The sequence below is a fragment of the uncultured Arthrobacter sp. genome (assembly GCF_947495145.1).
Lineage (GTDB): Bacteria > Actinomycetota > Actinomycetes > Actinomycetales > Micrococcaceae > Arthrobacter_D.
Genome location: NZ_CANLXP010000005.1, coordinates 135,187 through 155,321, shown reverse-complemented (window position 1 = coordinate 155,321; position 20,135 = coordinate 135,187). Strand labels below are relative to the sequence as shown.

Here is a 20,135-nt window from a genome sequence, read left to right as displayed (position 1 = left end):
CCGGCATTGCCGCGCTTCGACTGGTTCGTTGTTGTGGCCACGCCTTCCATTGTCTACCCGCAGTAGAACAACGGCCAAACTATCGTGGTCTGATGCACGGCGGATCATCCGCTTAAACGAAACGAGGGCTGCCACCCAGGTGGTGGCAGCCCTCGGATCAGCTGACTTACTTGACGGCAGCCTTGAGCTTGGAACCGGCGGTCAGCTTGACGCTGCTGCCTGCTGCAATCTCGATGGTCTCGCCGGTCTGGGGGTTGCGGCCGGTGCGTGCTGCACGCTCGGTGCGCTCGACTGCCAGCCAGCCCGGAATGGTGACCTTGACGTCGTTCTTGGCGGAGGAAGCGAGAACGTCGAACAGGGCATCCAGCACGCTGTTCACGGCAGTCTGGCTGGTGTCAGCCTTCGCTGCTACCTCGGCCACCAGTTCGCTGCGGTTCTTGGTCTCTTTCTTAGCCAATGTATGTCCTCCTGGACTTGTGCGGATTTTTCAGAACCTCACCGTTCTGGCGAAGCTTCTGGAGGAAAACCTACCAGCTTCAATCGCAAAGTCCCGCAGATTCAGGCATTTCTACCCGGTATTTGGCGCAATTCGAACCTATTTTCCGTCTCGAGACCTCCTGAAGACCCGCAGGTGCCCTTAAAGCGATCAGGGCGGCGACCATCTGGTCGCCGCCCTGATCGGCAGTTCATCGAGCGGTGATGCCCGTTGGAACTACCAGCTGGACTTGGTTACGCCGGGCAGCTCGCCGCGGTGCGCCATATCGCGGAAGCGGACACGCGAGATGCCGAACTTCTGGAGGGTGCCGCGGGGGCGCCCGTCAATCTGGTCGCGATTGCGCAGGCGAACCGGCGACGCGTTGCGGGGCAGCTTCTGCAGGCCGAGGCGTGCAGCCTCGCGAGCCTCGTCCGTTGCGTTCTCGTCAACAAGCGTCTTCTTGAGCTCGAGGCGCTTGGCCGCGTAGCGCTCAACAATGACCTTGCGCTGCTCGTTGCGAGCAATCTTTGACTTCTTAGCCATGTGTTTAGCGCTCCTCTCGGAATTCGACGTGCTTGCGGATCTTGGGGTCATACTTCATCAGAACCATGCGGTCCGGGTCATTACGGCGGTTCTTGCGGGTCACGTAGGTGTACCCGGTGCCGGCCGTGGACTTCAGCTTGATGATCGGACGTACGTCTTTGTCCTTTGCCATTAGAGCTTCACTCCCCGCGCCTGGATCTGGGCGACGACGGCGTCAATACCACGCACGTCGATGGTCTTGATGCCGCGGGCCGAAACCTGCAACGTCACATTGCGGCGCAGGGACGGAACCCAATACCGCTTCTTCTGAATATTCGGGTCGAACCTACGCTTGGTGCGCCGGTGCGAGTGCGAGATGCTGTGCCCGAAGCCCGGCTCGGCCCCAGTCACTTGGCAGTGAGCTGCCATGACGATCCTCCAAAGATTGAATAGAGCAAGTAGAGAAGTGTTCTACCTGCCATGGAATGCGTTCAGGGGCGTCACCGTTTGACGGTCAAGACCGCCGGATGTTCGCGATTTCTGCGCAACCTGAGCCCCTAACTACCGGCCAACGGGAGAGAATAACCCCGCAAACCGGAGCAATTGCGCACGCTCCGCCACCTGATGCCCTTCCATTCTAGGAGGGAGCACGCCTTAAGACCAATCGCAGGAGGCTCAGCCGCCTTCCGACTCGTCGGGACGCGAGGCGTTTCCATCGGCATCGACGACCGTCACGACGCCGCGCTCCCCGATCTCAGCATCGGGAGCCAGCTGGGCGTCGGCGTCCAAAATGGCCCAGCGCACTGCCGCTCCGGCAGGGATGCGGGCGCGGTTCAGCACAACTGAATGTTCGACGACGGCACCCTCCTCCACTACTGCGTCCGGCCCGATCACACTGGACGTGACAGATCCCGCGATGGTCGCCCCCGGCGAAATGAGGCTTGAGCCGATCCGAGCGGTGTCTGCAACGAAGGCGGGCAGCCGCCGCGGGCTGGCGCTCAGTATCGGCCACGCGGGATCGTCGAACGCCAGGCCGGTCCCTTCGAGCAGGTCCATGTGCGCGCGGTGGTAGTTCTTCGGTGTACCGAGGTCCAGCCAGTAGGACTCGAGCCGGTGTTCAGCAACGGTGCGGTGCTGCACGAGGTGCGGGATGAGCTGGTCTCCGTAGTCTTCGAGCTCGCCGTCGCGCTCGTGAAGTTCAGCCAGTGTGTCCAGCAGCACGTCTGCCGAGTAGAGGAAGATTTCCGCCGCCACCACGTCGGTGCGGGGATTCTCGGGCTTGTACTCGAACCCCGTGACCCGGCCGTCCGCCACCTCGACAACACCGTGCTGGGAGGCATCGCCGTCGAACCGGGTAGTCACCATGGTGAGCACCGCGCCGGCCTCCTGGTGGGTCTTGATCACGTCGCGGTAATCGAGCCGGTACAGATGGTCGGCACTGAGTACGAGTACCAGGTCGGGGCCGAACTCGCGGATGAATTCGGCCTGCCGGTACAGGCCGTCCGCGTTGCCCGCGGCGAAACCCTCGCCGTGGTCGCCCTGGAACGGCGGCAGGACGCGAAGCCCCCCATTGGTTCGGTCCAGGTCCCAGGGACGTCCGTTGGCGAGGTGATCGTTGATGGACTTTGGCTGGTACTGCTCAACTACCCAGACATCCGAGATATGGCTGTGGTGCAGGTTGGAGAGCGGGATATCGATGAGCCGATACGTTCCGCCCACCGGGACTACGGGTTTGGCCTTGCTGTCCGTCAGTGCGCCGAGCCGGCCGCCGGTGCCGCCGGCCAGGATCACTGCCAGAACGGACGGCTCGCTCATGCCGATCCGAGTGGTTGTGACTGTTTGAGGATCCAGTGTGTCTCATCAAGCCGGGCAAGGATCTTCTTGCCCACTCGCTCAAGATCGGCGACATCCTGCGCATCGAGACCGTCGAAAACCAGCCGCCGGACGTGCTCCACGTGCTCGAGCGCCAACTCCTGCAGGTTGGCGAGCCCGTCTGCAGTGATGGTTGCAGTGGTGACGCGGAGATCACGGGTGCTCTGGCTGCGCCGCACCCAGCTGCGGGCCTCGAGCTTTGTCACCACGTGGCTCAGCCGGGACAGCGAGGCGTTGGAGCGGCCCGCCAGCTCACTCATGGGCAGTGTGTGATCTTCAGCCTCGGAGAGCATTGCGAGGACGTGATAGTCGAACAGGGTGATCCGGGCACGCCGGTTGAGATCGGCGTCGAGCGTTCCCGGCAGCAGCGTCGCCACCCCGTAGAGGGCAAGCCACGCTTGTCTTTCCGCAGGATTCAACCAACGCACCCCAGTCATGTGTTCCATTCTTTCAGAAGCGCCGCCGTCATGGGGAGGTACTCTGCTGTGTCCACAGTGGATGAGTCAGCTCGGGGTACTTCGGCGTGAGCGTGTCCCCCGAGGATTGTCCGCGCAGCCGCCTGCCCATCCACGGTCCAAGGTAGTCGCGTGCCCAGAGGGCATCCTGCCGGAGTTGGGCGAGGCGTGAGGCCGCCGGGCGGGCCTCAAGCTCGGGCACCTCGATACTGTGGGCTGACTTCAGAACTTCCAGGACCCGGGCCGCCATGAGCGTGTGGCCGGCAGCGGACATGTGCATTCGGTCCACATCCCAGTAGCCCCAGTTCTGGAACTCCCTCATCCGCCAGTAGTCCGCCACCTCGGCATCATGCCGCTCGGCGATTTCCCGGACGAGTTCGTTATAGATCGCGGTGCGCCCGCGGGTCTTGCCGAAGACGGCGGACTTCGACGAATCGAATCCGGTGAACAGCACCACCGCGGCGCCGCTGCCGCGCAGGCGGGCGATGCCGGCGTCGTATTCTGCCAGCAGTGCGTCGAGATCGATGGAGGGGCGCAGGATGTCGTTGGCGCCGGCATAGATGGTGACGAGGGTCGGTTTCAGTGCGAGAGCTGCGTCCACCTGTTCGGAAAGGATCTGCCGCATCTTCCGGCCGCGGATGGCCAAGTTTGCGTAGCCCCAGGACGGATCAGCGAGGACCAGCTGCTCCGCGACGCGGTCAGCCCACCCGCGCACGCCGTTGGGACTGCGCGGGTCCCAATCCCCCACACCCTCGGTGAACGAATCGCCGAGGGCGACATAACGGTGAGCAAAAGCTGTGGCCGAAGACTCTGTACCCAATTCCGTTAGTCCTCTTTCTCTGCATGTATGCCTGCAGCACCGCCTGAAGGGCTGGCGGCATCGCTGCCCGATGCTTTTCGCGACTCGTCCTGCTGGTGTTCAGCGTCATACTCGTGCTGGGTGTGGTGCTCTGTCTCCTCGTAGGAGCCGTTGAACCCGGTGGTGTTGCCGGTGGGACGGGCACTGGCTGGATTGGGGAAAGTCGGCGATCCGCCGGAGGTGTTGCCCTCCTGCGCGCCGCTCTGCTGCCCGTTAGCCTCGCCCGCGCTGGACTGATCCTGTGTCATGGCTCCTCCTTCTGGTTTGCCCACTCAGCATAGTCTCGCAGCACCACCGGCACACCCCGCGATGCCAGACGCTAAGCTCGGTTACAAACCCCCTCGTCAGGAGAATTTGCATGGCTTCCTTGCCGGACACCGAGTCTGAACAGCACTCCGAGCTTGAACCGGAACGCCAGTCGGAAGAGCGCACCAGGCGTGCAGCGCTGATCATCAACCCGGTCAAGCCGACTGACGAGGACATTCGGGCAATCGTCACGGAGCTGAGCCTCGAGAAGGGCTGGCAGGAGCCCCTCTTTCTCGAGACCACTGCGGATGACCCGGGGCACGGCCAGGCGAGGGAAGCGTTGGAGGCGGGAGTCGACGTCGTTATTGCGGCCGGCGGCGACGGCACCGTTCGGTGCGTGGCGGAGGAACTGGCCGGCACGACGACGGCGCTCGGCCTGCTGCCGCTGGGCACCGGAAACCTGCTTGCCCGCAACCTCGATATCGATGTGGATGATCCCCGGGGTGCCGTCGAAGCTGCGCTCGGAGGTACTGAGCGCATGATCGACGTGGTGCATGTGAACGTGGACCGGGCCCAGGACGCGCACGTCTTCCTGGTGATGGCCGGGCTTGGCTTCGACGCCGCGGTGATGGCGGATACACGCGATGATCTGAAGGACAAGGTGGGCTGGCTCGCCTACGTCGACGCCGGCATCCGGAACCTGCCCGGCAAGCCGTCCAAGGTCCACATCTCCATTGACGGCGGCAAGCGGGTCACCCGGCGCCTGCGCAGCGTCATGGGCGGCAACTGCGGCAAGATCATGGGCGGCCTTGAGATTTTCCCGGGTGCAAAGCTCAACGACGGGCTACTGGACATCATGACCGTGGCCCCCAGCGGCAAGCTCGGGTGGCTCGCGGTGTTCGGCAAGCTGCTTGCGCGCGGCAAGGGCAAGGACCCCTCGCTGGAGTATTACCAGTGCAAAACCGCCGAGGTGGAGTCTGACACCCCGCTGGAGATCGAACTGGACGGCGACGCGCTGGGCGAGGGCTCGCATATGGCCTTCCGGGTGGAGCCGAACTCCCTGAAGCTGCGCATGCCGTATGGGAAGAAGGACCCGGCGATCCTCACCAACCCGACGCCGTAGTGGCCCTTCAGCCTTCGTTTCAGCCTTCGGCTTTGCCCTGTCGCCAGTAGCCCATGAAGGCGACCTGCTTGCGGTCAATCCCGACGTCGCGCACCAGGTAACGGCGCAGGCCGCGCACCACCGCCGCTTCACCGGCAATCCACGCGTAGAAGGGCAGCGCGCCCGAGGGTTTGTCCGGGTTCAGCGAGCCGTCCAGGGCGGCGGCGTCCAGCAGCTGCGGCGTCTCCCACAGAATGGTCTTGTCGATGTCGATGTCCTCCGGCTCGGGCCCGGCGGCGCGTTCCGGACCTCCGGCACGAGCGGCGGCAGCGAGCGCCTGTCCCGAGGGGGTGTCGCTGCCGAGGCTCACGCGGAACGGTGCGGCGAGGGAGACCCAGCCCGGAACCCGGACCGCCTGGCGGACCGCGGCGTCGAGCAGTTCCCCGTGCGGACGTCCGCCGCGCACCAGCCAGCTGATGCCGACGTTGGAGCGGGTCTGGATGTCCTGGCAGTCGGAACCGTCCGGCACTTCAAGGAACGCGTGTCCGCTGATGTCCGCGGGGAGGGACTCGAGGATGGCGCTGATGGCAGGAACGGCAGTCTCATCCCCGGCGAGCAGGACGTTCTGGGCAAGCCCCGGGCGCCACTCGATGCCGCCGTACGCGCCGGCAGTGGAACAGGTCGCTGCGTGGATGTTCGGCCCGATCAGCCACACCCGGTCGCCCGGCTCAGCCGAAGCAGCCCACTGGGAGGCGGGGCCGCCCTTGCCGTCTGAGTCGAAGTGCATCACGAAGTCGACGTCCAGCTCCGGAGTCGGCTGGTCGCAACGCGAGTCGCGGACCGTATAGGTGCGCATGTCCCCCCGCTCGGAAGCATCGAGGGAAAGCCACTGCTGATACCAGCCGCTGCCTGAGCCGTCCATTAGCGCTCCAAGATCGGCGCACTCTCCTCCTGCCGGCGGGATCATCACCTTGATTCGGAGGTCCAGGGTGGAACCCTGCACGCCGAAGTCAGTCAGGCATGCGCCGCCGAACGTGATGCGCCGGAAATTGGAGCTGACCCGCTCCACCCGGCTGACCACGACGTTGAACGCACGGACCGCCGAAACGGCAGCCTGGCCGGCGTCGGCGCGAGAGGCAGACTGCGCATTTCTGCGGGCTGGACGGGTAGTACTGACTTCGGTCACGATGCTGCCTCCATTGCCAGAGCGGGTAGTCCGTCCTGTGGGTTCGCTAAAAAACCCGGGGTACCCGCCGGGCTGGTCTCTGTGTTTTCGTCTGATGCGTTCTCGTCGGACGCGCTGTCGGCTGCGTTCCTGGGCGCTGCGTGATGGCGCCCCATCGGCACCACCATGGGTGTGCCGGACACCGGATCAGGGATGACGCGCGATTCAAGCCCGAACACGTCCGCCACCGTCGCCTCCGTCACCACGTCCGACGGCGATCCCTCGGCGACAATGCGGCCGCCCTTCATCGCGATGAGGTGGTCCGCGTAACGGGCCGCGAGGTTCAGGTCATGCAGCACGATCGCCACGGTGGTTCCGGCGCTGCGGTTCAGATCCGTGATGAGGTCGAGGACTTCCACCTGGTGCGCCACGTCGAGGAAGGTGGTTGGCTCATCCAGCAACAGGATGTCGGTCTGCTGTGCCAACGCCATGGCAATCCAGACGCGCTGGCGCTGGCCGCCGGAAAGCTCATCGACGTTGCGGTCAGCCAGTTCCAGGGTGTCGGTGACGCGCAGCGCCGAGGCGACCGCGGCGTCGTCGTCGGCGTTCCACTGACGGAACCAGCCCTGGTGGGGATAGCGGCCGCGGCCTACTAGATCCACCACGGCAATGCCGTCCGGGGCCAGCGGGGTCTGCGGCAGCAGGCCGAGGGTCTTGGCTACCGAGCGGGTGGACAGCGAGTGGATGTCCTTGCCGTCCAGCAGGACCGTTCCGGCCGCGGGTTTGAGCAGCCGCGCCAGGCCTCGCAGCAGGGTGGACTTGCCGCACGCGTTCGCCCCGACAATGACGGTGACCTTGCCCGCCGGCAATTCGACGGTCAGGTCTTCGACCACCCGGCGATTGTCATACGCGAGCGTCAGGTTTTGCGCGTTCAACGCCATGTCAGCCTCCCTGGCCTGATCGGTTGGATGTGGCGAGAAGCCAGAGAAGGAACGGGGCGCCAAGCACACCCGAAATCACTCCCACGGGCAGGGAAACCCCTGGAATCAGATTGGCGCCCAGGAAGTCAGCCGCCAGGACGATGACCGCTCCGACCAGCGCCGCGGTCACCAACGGGCGGTAGCCGCCGAGGAAGCGCCGGGCGATCGGTCCGGAGAGGAAAGCGATGAAGGCGACCGGCCCTGCTGCCGCCGTCGCCACCGCCGCGAGGAGCACTCCGGTGACGATGAGGGCCAGCCGTGACCGCTCCACGTTCACGCCCAGGCCGGCAGCGGCGTCGTCGCCCAGTTCCAGCCCGCGCAACGAGCGTGAGAGTACGACGACGGCGGGCATCAGTAGCACCAGCGCGACGAACAGTATGGTCACCCGGTCCCAGTTGCTCGAGTTGAGCGAGCCGTTCAGCCAGGTGAGGGCATCGGAGGCGACCCGGATGTCCGTTCGGGTCAGAAGGAAGCTGACCACGGACTGCAGGACTGCGGAGAACCCGATGCCGACGAGGATCAGTCGGTAGCCTGCCACCGCTCCGCGCCGGGAGGTGAAGTAAATGGCCAGGGCGACCACCAGGGCTCCGGCCATGGCGAAGCCGGAGAGCATCAGGCCGGAGGCGCCCAGGAAGGCGATTGCAAACACGGCCGACGCGCTGGCGCCGTAGCTGATGCCGATGATGTCGGGACTGGCGAGCGGGTTCCGAAGCATCGTCTGGAACACCGCGCCGGCAACGCCGAAGGCTGCGCCGATCATCATTCCGATGAGGACGCGCGGAATCCGGTTCTCCATCACGATGAAACTGGCACCCGGAATGTCCGCGCCAGCGACGATGCGGAAGAAGTCAGGGATGGTGACGGTGTAGCGGCCGAGCAGGAGCGTAACCGCGCTGAGCGCGAATACGAGGAACACCAGCGCGCCGATTTTCACGGCCCGCTGCGTGCGCAGACGATGGCGCGTTGGCACCACCAAAGCCTCATCAGCTGCATTCTCAGCGGGCGCGGGACGGGTCGTAAGCGTCATAGCTCGGCCATCTTCCGGCGCCGCACCAACCAGATGAACACCGGAGCTCCGATGATCGCGGTGAGGATACCAACCTGCACCTCGCCCGGCGGGAGGATGACGCGGCCAAGAATGTCCGCTGCCAACAGCAGGACCGGCGCCAGAACCATAGAGAAGGGCAGGATCCACCGGTAGTCGGGGCCGGTGAATGCCCGCACCACGTGCGGGATCACCAGGCCGATGAAGCCGATCGGGCCTGCGGCTGCCGTTGCAGCACCACACAGTACGACGACGCCGAGCGCCGTGAGGGCGCGGGCGAGGGTGACGTTCTGGCCCAGGCCGCGTGCAAGGTCGTCGCCGAGGGACAGGCTGTTGAGTACCTTGCCGGTGAGTAGCGTCAGGATGAATCCGAAGGTGAGGAACGGCAGCACCGGCACGATCACGTCCCAGCCACGTCCGGCTACTGAGCCGACCTGCCAGAACCTGAAAGTGTCGAAGGTTTGCTGGCTGGAGACCAGCACCGCGTTGAGCAGCGAAACCATTCCAGCGGAGAGCGCAGCACCGGCCAACGCCAGTTTCACCGGAGTGGCACCCTCCCGGCCAAGGCTGGCGACGGCGTACACCAACACTGCGGCGGCCGCGGCACCGAGGAAGGCGAACCAGATATACCCGGTGAAGGTGGTGACACCGAAAACGAAGATTCCGATGACTACAGCGAGCGCTGCGCCCGAGTTGACGCCGAGGATGCCGGGGTCGGCGAGCGGGTTTCGGGCAACACCCTGCATGGCCGCTCCGGCCAGTCCAAGGGCGGCACCAGCGAGCAGTCCGATGATGGTCCGGGGGATGCGGGACAGCACGACAGCATGGTCACCGTTGGTTGGGTCGAACGCGGTGAGCGCCTGCACAAGGGTATCGACGCTGATCGGCCGTGCGCCGATTGCCAGGGATGCGATGCCGGCGGCCAGGAGGACGAAAACTGCAAGAATCAGCTTTAAACCCCGTGCAGAATGCGCCTTCGGTGCGCGCTGCGTACGAAAAAGAGGCGGCGAGGCAGGCGCGTCGAGTGCCATGCATGCCTCCTTGAGCCAATTCGCCGGACGGTCACCGGAACGGACTTAAGTAAGGCTAGCCTATGCACGGCGGCATTAGGAAACGGTTATGTTCTCTATTTCGGAACGCAGCCGGGAACTGTTGTGCAGCTCTGGCGACCCCGACGCCGTCGGACCTACCGGAGCTGCACAGAAGTTCCCGTCAGGGCGCGGCGGTCGGCGCAGTTCCGCGCCCAAACGGGCTTCCGCCCAGCCGTTCGCGCTGATGTTCACTGTGCCAGTTCTCCAGCGCCGGGCCCTTCGGCACTATCTGCGTGGGATTGATGTCCTCATGAACGATGTAATAGTGCTTCTTGATCTGATCGAAGTCGATCGTGTCACCGAAGCCCGGCGTCTGGAAGAGATCCCGTGCGTAGCCCCACAGCGCCGGCATCTCGGTGAGTTTGTTCCGGTTGCACTTGAAGTGACCGTGGTACACCGGGTCGAAACGCGCCAGCGTGGTAAAGAGCCGAACGTCGGCTTCGGTGATCGAATCGCCGACGAGGTACCGCTGGTTCGTCAACCGTTCCTCCAGCCAGTCCAGGGCTGTGAAGAGACGGTCATAGGCGTCGTTGTACGCTTCCTGCGATCCGGCGAAGCCGCAGCGGTAGACGCCGTTGTTGACCTCGGTGAAGACCCGCTTGTTGACCGTATCGATCTCCTCCCGCAGCTCCTCCGGGTAAAGATCCGGAGCGCCCTCGCGGTGGTACTGCTTCCACTCCGACGAGAAGTCGAGTGTGATCTGCGGGAAATTGTTGGTGACAACCGCACCGGTGTTCACATCCACGATCGCGGGAACGGTAATACCGCGGGGGTACTCCGAATCCCGCTTGAAGTACGCCTCCTGCAGGCGCTCGATCCCGAGCACCGGATCCTTGCCGTCCGGATCCAGGTCAAAGGTCCACGACCGCTTGTCATGCGTGGGCCCCGGCGTTCCGAGCGAGATAGCCTCCTCCAGCCCCAGCAGCCTTCTTACGATGATCGCCCGGTTGGCCCACGGGCAGGCCCGCGCCGCAATCAGCCGGTAACGCCCCGGCTCCACCGGAAATCCGTCGGCGCCGTCGCGCGTGATGCGCGTTTCAATGTAGGCGGTGTCGCGCTTGAACTCCTTGCCGGAGTCCACGTACGCGCCCTTGGTGCTGTGTTCGGATTCGCTCATGGTGTCACCCTAGCGGTCCACCGCACCGCTGCTGCGCAGGCTTTCGAGCAGCGCGGAGCAGGAAGCTTCGCAGCGGCGGCAGGCCTCCGCGCAGATCCTGCAGTGGTCGTGCATGGAGGCATGGCGCTCACACTCTCCGGCACAGTTTCGGCAGGCCTGCAGGCATGCCTCAAGCAGCGGCACCAACACGGCAGGATGATGCCCTCCCTGGCGCTGCAGCATCCGGGCAGTGGCAAGGCAGATGTCCGCGCAGTCCTGGTCGGTCCGGATGCAGTGCCGAAGGTCCTCGATGCCCTCCTCACCGAGGCAGGCGTCCGCACAGCTTCCACAGGAGGCCACGCAGTCCAGGCACGCTTCGATGGTGGCTGCCAGGTCACCGGCCTGAACATGGCCGGAAGGCCGGGGGTGGGCAATGATCATGTCTGCGATGTGCGTCATCACTTGTTCCCTCCTCGTGCGTCACGGTCGCGGCCGTATTTCCGACGCAGTTCGCGGCCCTTGTCGACGAGCCCAATCTGCTTGTCCCGTTTCTTGTCCGCCGCCTTGGTGTCCCGTGGCGGAAGCTGCACTGTCTCTTCTGCCTCGATTCCGGCCTGCAGTTCGCGGCCTCGCTCCAGCTCGGCATCGAACTCAGCACCGAACAGCAGCGACAGATTCGCCAGCCACAGCCACAGCAGGAAGATGATGACACCGGCGATAGCGCCGTAGGTCTGCTGGTAGCTGCCGAAGTTGGAGACGTAGAAGGAGAACGCCAGCGTTGTGAGGGCAAGAACCAGGAGCGCGATGATCGATCCGACGCTCACCCACTTGAACTTGGGCTGCTGCACGTTAGGGGTGCCGTAGTACAGCACTGCAATCATCAACACGGCGAAGAACACCATGACCGGCCACTTGGCAATGTTCCAGATGGTCAGGGCCGTTGACCCGAGGCCGATTGCGCCACCGATAGCTTCGGCCACTGGCCCGGAGAGAATCAGCAGCAGCGCCATCAGGACCACCAGGAGCAGCACGACGACGGTGATCAGCAGCATAACCGGGCGCAGCTTGAAGAACGAGCGCCCCTCCTCGACTTCGTAGACCCGGTTCATTGCGCGAGAGAATGCGTTGACGAACCCCGAGGCGGACCACAGGGCACCGAGAAGGCCGATGACGAAGGTCAGGCCCGCGGTCTCGGACGACGCCAACTGAGTGATGACCGGTTCCAGTGTTGTCTCAGCGCTTGAGGAAACGTTGCCCAGGATGTTGAGTACGGTGCCCGTCGTCGACTCTGCCTGTCCGAAGAATCCCAGAACCGATACGAGGGCCAGGAGCGCAGGGAAAATCGCCAGCACGGCGTAATAGGTCAGGGCTGCGGCGAGATCGGTGCACTGGTCCTTGCCGAACTCGTTGAGGGTCCGTTTGAAAACGTAGCCCCAGGCAGGTTTTGCGATGTCAGTGGGAGCGTCAGGCTTGCGGGAATCATCGGGGTGCGGGCTCGAAGCTGCCTTGGCCTGAGTGGCTTCCTCCGCCGAATCCGCCTTCGCGGGGTCTTTTGTGGTCACGTTTCTACCTCCGGTTCAGAATTGCCTCCCCCAACCGAACCATAAGGATGCTTACTATTGCAATAAGTAGACGACCGTTTAGTGTGGTTTTCAGGCCGCCACATCAATACGAAGGGTTCCACATGCGCATCGCTGTTATCGGAGCAACCGGCAACGTGGGCACGGCGCTCCTTCGTCGGCTCCAGCAGGCCCGCACGGAGAATCCTGCCATTGAACTGGTGGGCATTTCCCGTCGGCAGCCGTCCCAGGACCACCCGCCCTACAACGGTGTCGAGTGGCACACCGCCGACGTCGGCACTGATGCCGGCCGCGAAAAGCTCACCTCCGCGCTGCAGGGGGCCGACGCCGTCGTGCATCTTGCATGGGCCATTCAGCCCAACCGCGATGAGGAGGCGATGCACCGCACCAACGTGACAGGCACGGAAAATGCTTTGCACGCCGCCGCTGACGCCGGTGTTCGGCACTTTGTTTGCGCGTCCTCGGTCGGGGCGTACAGCCCGGCACGCAAGGATCAGGTAGTGACCGAGGATTGGCCCACCGGCGGAATTGCGACTTCCCACTACAGCCGCCACAAGGCCGAGCAGGAGGACCTGCTGGATGCTTTCGAACGTGATTTCCCGGAAATCCCCGTGGCCAGGGTCCGTCCAGGGCTCATTTTCCAGGCAGACGCCGGTGAGGAAATAGGGCGCTACTTCCTCGGCCCGCTCATTCCGAAATCCATTCTCAACAAGCTGAGCCTGCCCATCCTCCCGATCCCTTCGAAGCTCGTGTTTCAGGCGGTGCACGCCGCTGACATGGCGGACGCATACTGGCGGATTATCGACCAGCGAGCCTCAGGACCGTTCAATATCGCTGCGAATCCAGTTCTGACACCTCGCCTATTGGGCGGGCTGCTTGGCGCCAAGCGCGTCTTCGACCTGCCGGTCCCCGTGCTGCGTGCAGCGGTCGCCGCCTCCTGGGCGCTGCACATCCAGGCGACGGATCCCGGCTGGATCGACATGGCTTCGCAGGCACCAGTCATGAACACTGACCGCGCACGCACACTGCTCGGCTGGGAGCCAACACGATCCTCGGTTGCAGCGATGCGTGAGGTGATCGACGGACTGGCGGGCGGCGCGGGCGTGCACGGCTCCCCCAGCCTGCGTCCCGGCCGCTGAGAACTCGCTCTTCAGCCGATTACTCCTTCACCGCACCGGCCGAAGCATTCATGATTCGCTTCTGGAAGATGAAGAACACTATCGCCACCGGCACGGTCATGAGGGCTGCCGCTGCGAGCTTGAGCGGATATTGCGTTCCCTGGCTCAGCGCGCCCGAGGCGAGCTGAGCAACGCCCTTTGTCAGGGTGGTCAGCGCAGGATCCTGAGTTGAGATGATGAAGTGGTTCAGCTCGTTCCAGGATCCCTGGAAGGACAGGATCACAATCGTCATGACGGCCGGCCGCGCCATCGGCAGCACCACGGACCAGAAGGTCCGGAAGGTTCCGGCGCCGTCAATCCGCGCCTGCTCCTCGACACTGGCCGGGATGGACTCAAAGAAGTTCTTCATGATGAAGACGCCCGCTGCGTCGGCCAGCAGCGGCAGAATCATGCCGGCATATGAGTCGTAAATGCCCAGCTGATTGATCACAAGGAACTTCGGGATAAGCAGGACGACACCGGGCACCGCCATCACGGCGACCAGCAGTGCGAACACCAGTCCGCGCCCCCGGAACGGGATCCGGGCCAGCGCGTAGCCGGCCAGCGAGTTGAAGAAGACCCTGCCGAGAGTCACGAACACGGTCACGATGAAGGAGTTCATTCCCCACAGCGGGAAGTCCGAATTCGCGAAGAGCCCCTCATAGGCCGCCACTGACCAATTCTGCGGAACGAGTCCCAGCGGGTTCTGCGCCGCTTCAGGCTCCGTCTTGAAGGACGTGGCCACCTGCACCAGGAAAGGGAAAATATAGACGATTGCCAGCGCGATCAGGATCAGATAAGTGATCCATGCCCCGCGTATCTTCTTGCGGCGGGCAGGTGTAACTGGACGGCGGCGGTTTGCCGATGCCGAGGCTGGCACGGTTGCGGTGCTCATCGTTTGGACCGCCTCTTCTCGTTGTTGGGCGCGATTGTGCCGGGTGCAGCTGCCGCGCTGGATCCGGCGCTGACTCCTGCGGGCACCATGCGTCGACGTCGTGGAACATCGCGTTCCTGCAGTGCCCAGCGCTGAAGCAGGGTGAGGACAACGATGATCGCGAAGAGCACGAAGGCGATGGCGGCACCGACTCCCCACTGCTGGTCCACGAAGGCGGAATTGAAGGACAGGTAGGCAGGAGTCAGCGTTGTTTTGGCGGGCCCGCCCTGGGTGCCCGTGTAAATCTGGTCGAATACCTGCCAGGTGCCGATGAGGCCCAGCGTCAGCACGGTGAAGAGCGTGGGCCTCAGCATCGGCAGGGTGACGCTCCAGAAGCGCTGCCACCCGGTGGTGCCATCCATCATGGCGGCCTCCTGCACCTCGCCGCTGATATTCTGCAGCGCCGCGATGAAGAGAAGCATGAAGGTTCCCGAGGTGGTGAAGATCGCCATCAGAACGAAGGCCGACATGGCGACCGATGGCCCGGCCAGCCATTCCCAGCTACTGATGCCCAGGAACGCCGGGTCCTGCAGGGCGGCCGGCGCGCGGTCGATCCCGATGAGTCCGAACAGGATGTGCAGGACGCCGCGAGGATCCTGAAACCAGTTGGGCCCCTCGATCGCGAAAAAGGACAGGAACTTGTTGACCACGCCCGTTGCGCTGAACAGAAAAAGCCAGAGCACCGTGATCGCCACCGAGCTGGTCACTGACGGGAAGTAGAAAGCAGTGCGGAAGAATCCCCTGCCCCGGAGGATCTGCCGGTTCACCATGACCGCGAGGAAGAGGGAGAGCGCGGTCTGCAGCGGGACAACCAAGAGGACGTAGTACAGGTTGTTCCGAATGGAAGTACCGAAATCCCGTCCTGTCAGTCCCTCGCCGCCGAGGATGGCCGAGTAGTTTTCGGCGCCGACGAAGTCAACTGTCCCGGAGAAGGGACTGCCCCGGCCGGTCCAGTCCGAGACGCTGACCCAGGCTGCCATAAGTACGGGGATCACGAGGAACAGCCCGAGAATCAGGATGATGGGCGTGATGAAAAGCCAGCCGGCGAGCCCTTGCTTGCCGCGGATGCTCCTCTTGCTGCGGGTGGCCGGTCCGGCTGCTTGCTGAGCGGATGCTGGGGTGGATGGCACTGGTCACCTCTGTCTGGTCTGTTCGCTGGAGGTTCCGCAGGCGGCGCCCCTGCACCGGGGCGCCGCCTGTGGTTGGAAGGGCGCTACTGCGTAACTACGGATTCCATGAGCGGCTGCACCGACTCAAGGATTGCCTGCGGCTCTGAAGACTCGAGGGACTCGAGCTGCGAGTTCAGTTCCGCCAGCACGTCGGCGGCGCCCTGTTGCGCAGGCAGGTTTTGCGCGTATTCGCCGCCGGCGATGAACGGCGCCAGTTCGGGGTACTGCTCGGCCCAGTCACCGGCCACCGACTGGAGCGACGGCATGACACCGAATGCTTCCGCGAAGCCCAGTTGACTCTCCGGGGTGGTCAGGTGCTCCACCAGCGCCTTGGCGCCCTCGATGTTGTCGCTGTCTGCGGCGATACCCCAGCAGTTGGTGAACTGAAGCGTGCCCTTGCCGCCGGGGCCTTCCGGAAGCTCGGCGATCTGGTATTCGACGTCGGGGAAGTCATTGGTCATGGCGCCGGCAATCCAGTTACCCTCGATCACCATGGCGGCCAGGCCCTTGCCGAACGCTTCGCCGCCCCAGCCCGCGCCGAGGTCGGAGGAGTAGGCGGCAACGCCGTCCGTCATCATCTGCTTGGCGTAGCTCAGTGCCTCGACGTTCTCTTCGCTGGCAACTGTCGCTTCGCCGTCGGTGACGAGGCCGCCTCCGGCCTGTGCGGTGAAGACGCCGAGCCGTTGGAACTCGGGGCTGAACCCCAGACCGACGGTTTCCTCCGTGGTGAGCTGTTCGGCCACTGTGGCCAGTCCATCCCAGGTGGTCGGGATGTCATCCTCCGTGAGCCCGGCTTCCTCCCACATGGCGCTGTTGATCACAAGGCCCAGTGTGGAGAAGTCCTTGGGTGCGCAGTAGAGCTGGTCCTCATAGGTGAAGGCCTCACGGAGGGCCGGGTAGTAGTCGTCCTTGTTCTCCAGGTCCTCTCCGTAGGGCTCGAGCGAGCCATTGGCGGCATACCCGGCGAACGCGTCCGTGGACAGGTAGAAGACATCCGCCGGCTCACCGGACGCAAAGCCCTGGCTGAGCTGCTGCGTGAGGTCGGACGCTGCGATGACAGAGGCTTCCACACCGGACTCGCTGGCCCAGGCGTCGACAGCCGCAGTGACGGCCTCGGTCTCGGCATCACCCGATGAACCGATCAGGACGCTGACGGGCGCGTCCGTTGCTTCGGCCTGACCGCCGCCTTCCTCGGCGGATTCGTCGAAGCCCGAGCCTCCACAGGCGGTGAGGGTGAGCATCGATGCTGCAGTGATGGCGACGGCCAGCCGCCGTCTGGGATTTCCAGTCTTCATTGTCTGATTCCTCTTGTGTTGATTCTTCTTTGTGGGGAGTTGGTCAGGTGCTGCTGAAGGAGTACGGGGTGCGCTGGATCAGGGTCGGCGGCAGCAGGAGATGCCGCTCCGGTGCCGGCGCTTCGTCCCCCGCAGGGGAATTGCGCCCGGCCAACTGGTGGGCGAGGACGGCAATGATGTGCCGCGCTGCGTCCTCAGTGGGCTGGGAAACGCTTGAGAGCCCGACGGCGGCAGCCACCGGTGTGTCATCGAATCCGATTACTGCGGGCGAGGACTGCGCCGGAAGCAACTGCCTCAGCTTCACTGTGGCTCCGAGTGCCAGGGAGTCGCTCGCGCACACCAGCGCCGTCGCCCCGCGGGATGCGAGTCGTTCGGCGCCTTGCGCCCCGGCGGGGACGCCGTCGTCGGCCTGGATATCGAGGGTGTCAGTGGGAAGTCCGGCAGCGTGCATGGCGCGGGACCAGCCCGCGCGGCGGTCATCGCCGGCACCGGACCCGGCGGGCCAGCCGACGAAGCCGACTGCGGTATGCCCCTGCCCGATCAGGGTGCGCGTAGCTTGCTCGGTTCCGGCGCCGCCGTCGACATCCACCCAGGGGTGACTGGAGGTGAATGGATCCTCAATGCTGCTCCACGGGCGACCGAAGGCGGCGAACGGCACGTCGTGCTCCAGCAGCCACGCAGTGCGCTCATCGCCGTAGTGCGTGCCCGTAAGCACAAAGCCGTCGAGGTCTGCAACCTTCTGCAGCTCCTCGTATTGGCGGATTTCGCCGGAATCCGAGTCCGCGCAGAACAGTGTGATCCGGTAGCCCTCCTGCTGCGCGGCCTCGGTGAGCGCGTGCAGGAACCGGTCAAGGATTGATCCGTTGATTCCGTCGATCACCGGCATCATGCGGATGCCCAGGTTCATGGAGCGCCGTGTGCGCAATTGCCGGGCTGCGGCGCTGGGCCGGTAACCGCTCTCTGCAATCGCATGCTGGACGCGAAGCCTTGTCTCGGGCTTCACCCGGTGCGGCGCGTTGATCACGTTGGAAATCGTTTGCCGCGAGACGCCGAGGGATTCAGCGAGGCTGACCAGCGTGGCCTTTGACATGCTGTTCCTTTCCTGATGCTCACGACGACGGGATATTTACAGAATATGAACGTTCAAATAGGGTTGTCAATGAATAATTTGAACGATCTAATAACGGTCTCACCAGACTGCAAGGAGAACCCCGTGGCGTACCTCCAGCCCTTCCTGCACAACCTCACCGGCGTCTTCAGCGCTCCCGTCCAGGCATGGGCTGACCCCCACGGGCAGATCCGGGACTCCGGTGCGCAGGGGATCCACTGCGGAGATGACCGGGTTGTCCGCTCCGCGGTACTGACAGTCAACGGAGCAGAGCCGGATTGGGTCTCAACACAGGTGCGTTCGGCGCAGCGGGTCGATTACCTGCACTTCGTCCGGGTGGAGTCGCAGGTGGCGGACCCGTTGATGTACCTGACGCGTTCCCGCTCCGCCGACTCCGAGGGCGTCGCCGAGCATCTTCGCCTCGAGTCCGCCTACAGTTTCACCGTCCGGCAGGAAGTCCAGCTGGTTCTTGATGCGGACAATACCCCGATGGAACAGGTGAAATCCGGCGCAGCCGCTACCACTCAACTCGCGGTGACCAGCCCCAAATGGAACTGGCGCGACCAGGACACCACTGCCCTTCTGGACGCGCCCGCCGCCCACATCCAGTACGACGGCGGCCGGATCACCCTTACCTGGGAGGTTGAGGTGGAGCCCGGCGGCGTCGTCGAGCTTGGCTGGCGGCTGGCCGTTACCGATGCCGCCGCACCTATGGTGGCGCCGTCGGGGCCCGGTATCGCGGTTCCGGAAGTTGAGGGCGCGCCGCTGCAGCGTCTGCTTGAGCGGTCCGTGTCGGACCTGAACGGATTGCGCATGGCCGCCGCCAATCAGCCGGAGGACACGTTCCTTGCTGCCGGCGCCCCCTGGTTCTTCACCATGTTCGGGCGGGATTCCCTGATTGCGGCACGGCTGCTCCTGCCGATCGAGACCTCGCTGGCCGGCAGCACGCTTCGCGCACTCGCCTCCCGGCAGGGCGCTTTCACTGATCCCGAAACCGCCGAGCAACCAGGCAAGATCCTTCACGAGGTCCGTCGCGGCACCCTGTCCTTCACCGAGGGCGACGCCGGAGTGTCACTCCCGCCCGTCTATTTCGGCACCATCGACGCCACTCCCCTGTGGATCTGCCTGCTGCATGACGTCTGGCAGGCGGGGCTGCCCGAGGATCAGGTGGAGGCGCTGCTGGACCATCTGGAGGCAGCATTGGTGTGGCTGCGCGATCACGGTGATTCCGACGGCGACGGTTTCCTTGAGTACAAGGACGAAAGCGGCCACGGACTCGCCAACCAGGGCTGGAAGGACTCCGGAGACTCCATCCGGTGGCATGACGGCTCGCTTGCTGACGGGCCCATCGCGCTCGCCGAGGTCCAGGGTTACGCCTATGAAGCAGCCGTTGGAGGAGCAGCCCTGCTCGATGCTTTCGGGCGCCGGGGCGGCGACGAATGGCGGCGGTACGCAGGAGATCTGCAGCAGCGTTTCCGGACTGCTTTCTGGTGCACCGACGAGTTGGGACGCTACCCCGCCATCGCACTGGATTCGTCCAAGCGGCCGGTGGACGGCGTCACCAGCAACATGGGCCATTTGCTGGGTACCGGCATCCTCGATGAAGAGGAAGCCCGGGCTGTTGCCGCACGACTGATGGGTCCCACCATGTTCTCCGGCTACGGAATCCGCACGGTATCCACCACCAACGGCGGTTTCTGGCCCACTCGCTACCATGCCGGGTCGGTCTGGAGCCATGACACCGGCATGATCATCAGCGGACTGCTCAAGGACGGCTTCATCACGGAAGCCTCGATCCTTGCCGACGGGCTGCTGCGCGCAGCCGAAGGGTTTGACTGGCGGTTGCCCGAACTGTTCTCAGGACATGCGGCGAGCGAGATGTGGCCGCCGGTTCCCTACCCGTCGTCGTGCCGTCCGCAGGCGTGGGCTGCGGCGTCATCAATCCCGATCGCGCAGGCGCTCGGCGGGCTCTGAAGCACCATCG

22 protein-coding genes are annotated in these 20,135 nt (G+C 64.4%); 3 read left to right on the top strand and 19 right to left on the bottom strand.

Features of this window, described 5'->3' with window-relative positions; genetic code table 11:
* Positions 1-166: 166 nt before the first annotated feature.
* The 8 genes from Q0877_RS05755 to Q0877_RS05720 all read right to left on the bottom strand — a co-directional run bounded on the left by Q0877_RS05755 (position 167) and on the right by Q0877_RS05720 (position 4,431).
* Positions 167-457: an HU family DNA-binding protein gene (locus Q0877_RS05755; protein WP_056544463.1), complete on the bottom strand. Its 291-nt coding sequence runs from the start codon at positions 455-457 to the stop codon at positions 167-169.
* 255 nt (positions 458-712) lie between these two features.
* On the bottom strand, positions 713-1,018 hold the full coding sequence (gene rpsN / locus Q0877_RS05750; protein ID WP_026545363.1) for a 30S ribosomal protein S14: 306 nt from the start codon (positions 1,016-1,018) through the stop codon (positions 713-715).
* 4 nt (positions 1,019-1,022) lie between these two features.
* On the bottom strand, positions 1,023-1,190 hold the full coding sequence (rpmG, locus tag Q0877_RS05745; RefSeq protein WP_019481734.1) for a 50S ribosomal protein L33: 168 nt from the start codon (positions 1,188-1,190) through the stop codon (positions 1,023-1,025).
* Entirely contained in the window at positions 1,190-1,426 is a 237-nt protein-coding gene (gene rpmB, locus Q0877_RS05740; protein WP_204532352.1) for a 50S ribosomal protein L28, read from the bottom strand. The genes rpmG and rpmB overlap by 1 nt, the downstream gene beginning before the upstream one ends.
* Before the next feature lie 246 nt (positions 1,427-1,672).
* Entirely contained in the window at positions 1,673-2,812 is a 1,140-nt protein-coding gene (locus Q0877_RS05735; RefSeq protein WP_299166402.1) for a glucose-1-phosphate adenylyltransferase family protein, read from the bottom strand.
* Complete coding sequence (locus tag Q0877_RS05730) at positions 2,809-3,306, bottom strand: MarR family winged helix-turn-helix transcriptional regulator (protein WP_299166400.1); 498 nt, start codon at positions 3,304-3,306, stop codon at positions 2,809-2,811. Before Q0877_RS05730 ends, Q0877_RS05735 begins: the two co-directional genes overlap by 4 nt.
* Positions 3,307-3,334: 28 nt before the next feature.
* Complete coding sequence (locus Q0877_RS05725; protein ID WP_299166397.1) at positions 3,335-4,144, bottom strand: SGNH/GDSL hydrolase family protein; 810 nt, start codon at positions 4,142-4,144, stop codon at positions 3,335-3,337.
* 5 nt (positions 4,145-4,149) lie between these two features.
* Positions 4,150-4,431, bottom strand: coding sequence for a hypothetical protein (locus Q0877_RS05720; RefSeq protein WP_299166395.1), 282 nt, complete (start codon positions 4,429-4,431; stop codon positions 4,150-4,152).
* Positions 4,432-4,541: 110 nt separating this feature from the next.
* Here Q0877_RS05720 and Q0877_RS05715 point away from each other — a divergent pair, with 110 nt between their 5' ends.
* On the top strand, positions 4,542-5,552 hold the full coding sequence (locus Q0877_RS05715; protein ID WP_367182132.1) for a diacylglycerol kinase family protein: 1,011 nt from the start codon (positions 4,542-4,544) through the stop codon (positions 5,550-5,552).
* A gap of 19 nt (positions 5,553-5,571) precedes the next feature.
* On the opposite strand, the gene Q0877_RS05710 is transcribed toward Q0877_RS05715, so the two are convergent.
* The 7 genes from Q0877_RS05710 to Q0877_RS05680 all read right to left on the bottom strand — a co-directional run bounded on the left by Q0877_RS05710 (position 5,572) and on the right by Q0877_RS05680 (position 12,470).
* Positions 5,572-6,612, bottom strand: coding sequence for a siderophore-interacting protein (locus tag Q0877_RS05710; protein ID WP_299166443.1), 1,041 nt, complete (start codon positions 6,610-6,612; stop codon positions 5,572-5,574).
* 101 nt (positions 6,613-6,713) lie between these two features.
* Positions 6,714-7,637, bottom strand: a complete 924-nt coding sequence (locus tag Q0877_RS05705) for an ABC transporter ATP-binding protein (protein WP_299166391.1) — start codon at positions 7,635-7,637, stop codon at positions 6,714-6,716.
* Position 7,638: 1 nt separating this feature from the next.
* Complete coding sequence (locus Q0877_RS05700) at positions 7,639-8,703, bottom strand: iron chelate uptake ABC transporter family permease subunit (RefSeq protein ID WP_299166389.1); 1,065 nt, start codon at positions 8,701-8,703, stop codon at positions 7,639-7,641.
* Positions 8,700-9,752 carry an iron ABC transporter permease gene (locus tag Q0877_RS05695; protein ID WP_299166387.1) on the bottom strand — a complete coding sequence of 351 codons (1,053 nt, stop codon included), beginning with the start codon at positions 9,750-9,752 and terminating at the stop codon, positions 8,700-8,702. Before Q0877_RS05695 ends, Q0877_RS05700 begins: the two co-directional genes overlap by 4 nt.
* A gap of 181 nt (positions 9,753-9,933) precedes the next feature.
* Positions 9,934-10,929, bottom strand: coding sequence for a glutathione S-transferase family protein (locus Q0877_RS05690; protein WP_299166385.1), 996 nt, complete (start codon positions 10,927-10,929; stop codon positions 9,934-9,936).
* 9 nt (positions 10,930-10,938) lie between these two features.
* A complete protein-coding gene (locus Q0877_RS05685) occupies positions 10,939-11,367 on the bottom strand; it encodes a four-helix bundle copper-binding protein (protein WP_299166384.1) in 429 nt (142 codons plus the stop codon).
* Positions 11,367-12,470 carry a YihY/virulence factor BrkB family protein gene (locus Q0877_RS05680; RefSeq protein WP_299166382.1) on the bottom strand — a complete coding sequence of 368 codons (1,104 nt, stop codon included), beginning with the start codon at positions 12,468-12,470 and terminating at the stop codon, positions 11,367-11,369. Before Q0877_RS05680 ends, Q0877_RS05685 begins: the two co-directional genes overlap by 1 nt.
* A 122-nt stretch (positions 12,471-12,592) precedes the next feature.
* Here Q0877_RS05680 and Q0877_RS05675 point away from each other — a divergent pair, with 122 nt between their 5' ends.
* Positions 12,593-13,627 carry an NAD-dependent epimerase/dehydratase family protein gene (locus Q0877_RS05675; protein ID WP_299166380.1) on the top strand — a complete coding sequence of 345 codons (1,035 nt, stop codon included), beginning with the start codon at positions 12,593-12,595 and terminating at the stop codon, positions 13,625-13,627.
* Positions 13,628-13,646: 19 nt separating this feature from the next.
* On the opposite strand, the gene Q0877_RS05670 is transcribed toward Q0877_RS05675, so the two are convergent.
* The 4 genes from Q0877_RS05670 to Q0877_RS05655 form a co-directional block, all read right to left on the bottom strand.
* A complete protein-coding gene (locus Q0877_RS05670) occupies positions 13,647-14,540 on the bottom strand; it encodes a carbohydrate ABC transporter permease (protein ID WP_299166379.1) in 894 nt (297 codons plus the stop codon).
* Entirely contained in the window at positions 14,537-15,646 is a 1,110-nt protein-coding gene (locus Q0877_RS05665; RefSeq protein WP_299166442.1) for a carbohydrate ABC transporter permease, read from the bottom strand. The genes Q0877_RS05670 and Q0877_RS05665 overlap by 4 nt, the downstream gene beginning before the upstream one ends.
* Before the next feature lie 146 nt (positions 15,647-15,792).
* Positions 15,793-17,043, bottom strand: a complete 1,251-nt coding sequence (locus Q0877_RS05660; RefSeq protein ID WP_299166378.1) for an extracellular solute-binding protein — start codon at positions 17,041-17,043, stop codon at positions 15,793-15,795.
* A 43-nt stretch (positions 17,044-17,086) separates the two neighbouring features.
* Positions 17,087-18,133, bottom strand: coding sequence for a LacI family DNA-binding transcriptional regulator (locus Q0877_RS05655; RefSeq protein ID WP_299166377.1), 1,047 nt, complete (start codon positions 18,131-18,133; stop codon positions 17,087-17,089).
* 123 nt (positions 18,134-18,256) lie between these two features.
* Between Q0877_RS05655 and Q0877_RS05650 the strand changes: the two genes are divergently transcribed.
* Positions 18,257-20,125 (top strand): glycogen debranching N-terminal domain-containing protein, encoded by a 1,869-nt coding sequence (locus Q0877_RS05650; RefSeq protein ID WP_299166375.1) that lies wholly within the window; start codon positions 18,257-18,259, stop codon positions 20,123-20,125.
* Positions 20,126-20,135 lie beyond the last annotated feature (10 nt).